The organism is Actinocrinis sp., assembly GCF_035938995.1.
Taxonomy (GTDB): Bacteria; Actinomycetota; Actinomycetes; order Streptomycetales; family Catenulisporaceae; genus DASZGI01.
In genome coordinates this window covers 1-1,640 of record NZ_DASZGI010000012.1, presented here as the reverse complement: position 1 = coordinate 1,640, position 1,640 = coordinate 1, and the positions used below count along the sequence as shown (strand labels likewise).

At 67.0% G+C, this 1,640-nt stretch carries 2 protein-coding genes; one reads left to right on the top strand and one right to left on the bottom strand.

What is annotated here, in order from left to right; all coding sequences use genetic code 11:
- The first annotated feature begins 35 nt into the window (after positions 1 to 35).
- Positions 36 to 614, top strand: a complete 579-nt coding sequence (locus tag VGZ32_RS00675; RefSeq protein WP_349263435.1) for a dihydrofolate reductase family protein — start codon at positions 36 to 38, stop codon at positions 612 to 614.
- An 82-nt stretch (positions 615 to 696) separates the two neighbouring features.
- Here VGZ32_RS00675 and VGZ32_RS00670 read toward each other — a convergent pair whose 3' ends face one another.
- A complete protein-coding gene (locus tag VGZ32_RS00670; protein WP_326883760.1) occupies positions 697 to 864 on the bottom strand; it encodes a hypothetical protein in 168 nt (55 codons plus the stop codon).
- Between the last annotated feature and the right edge of the window lie 776 nt (positions 865 to 1,640).

Genomic DNA, 1,640 nt, shown 5'->3' with positions numbered 1-1,640 from the left:
GTCACACCCGATCAACCGCACTCGAGAAGGGCATCATGACCGCTACCTACACCTTCGACGTCTTTTCCAGCCTCGACGGCTTCGGCGCCGCCGGGGGCAACTGGACCGGCTACTGGGGCAAGCAGGGCCCCGAACTGCTTGAGCACCGCCTCGCCCTGTACGACCAAGAGCAGCGGATGGTCTTGGGGGCCACCACGTATCGGGCGTTCGCACGGATGCTGGCCTCGAGCACCCAGGAGTCCGAGGTGCGTGACCCATGGGTCACCCGGATGCGGAACCTGCCGGCAACGGTGGTCTCGAGCACACTGCAAGCACCGCTCGACTGGCCGGACGCGACCGTTGTGAGCGGCGACGCCGTCGACGTCGTCGCCCGGCTCAAGCAGCAGTCCGAGGTACCGCTGCGCTCACACGGCAGCCTGTCGATGAACCGGGCGCTGATGGCCGCCGGCCTGGTCGACCGCGTCCAGGTCACACTCTTCCCCGTGATCACCGGTCAGACCGGGCTGGACCCGATCTTCCAGGGTGCGGCCGACTTCGACCTCGAGCTGATCGAGAGCCGCACGCTCGACGGCCACACCCAAGAGCTCGTCTACCGGCCCACCCTGCATGCCTGAGCCCAGCTGCTGTTAAACCCCTGTTGATCAACGTGCGGTCGGTGGCCCGATTGGTGGCGCTCGGTCGGCCCAATGAATGACGTCACCCTCGTAGCGGTCGGCGTTCGGCGACGTCCAGGATCTGGCCGGTGAGGTCCGCGAGGTGGGGATCGCGCATCAGGGCGGCTATGGCGCGTCCGACGCCCTCGGGCGATTGGGAGCCCTCGAGGCCGAGATGCTCGGCGAACCGCATGACGCCTGCCGTGCGCATGAGTCCCGGATGCCGTGCGACCGAGGCGACCGTGCGCTCGAAGCTGGCTGGCCGCGGCCAGGGCAGGCGCTCGTCGGCGCACTCGGCCGCCGCGTACGCCGCGCCGAAGATCAGCTGCCGGTATCTGTGACCGTGACGCAGACGCTCACCACGGCGCCGCCGGCAGTGGCGATCAGCAGCGGTGCGCAGTGTGCCAGCGCGACATAGCAGGCCCGGACGCCGCCGGCGAACATCGCGTCGAACAGCTCGATCGGCTGCCGCCACAGCGGGACGTTCCACTCCTCCCGTCCTGTCCGCGTCTACTCGCCCCAAGATCGCGACATGAACTGCGCGGGGGCGATCGAGCCGGATGCGCCCTACGCACGCGTGTCCGGCCCTTTCTGCCCGAGAGTGTGTTGAAAAAGACACAGACTGAACCCGTTGAACGAAGACTCGAATCCTGCGCCGAATGGTGGTCGCTGGCCCAGAGATAGAGGATCCACGTTCGGCGGATAAGCCCACGCACCGTGATGATCGCGTGCATCAGCAACAGGTACACGTCGATCACGCTCCGGATGCCGGGGCCTGTCTCTCTTCTTCGACACGCTCCCGAGTCAGATGTGGAGTGCCCGCTATCACAGGATCTTGATGCCCCGCCTCTGCATCGTGCGGGTGTGCCGGTGGATCGTGTCGAGCGCGAGTATGGCCGTGCGGGTACGGCGAGGCGGCCTCGTGTCCGGTCTGGGATGGTCCCGCTTCTCGGGACTACCACTGCATGGGATGAATGAAGGCTGCCG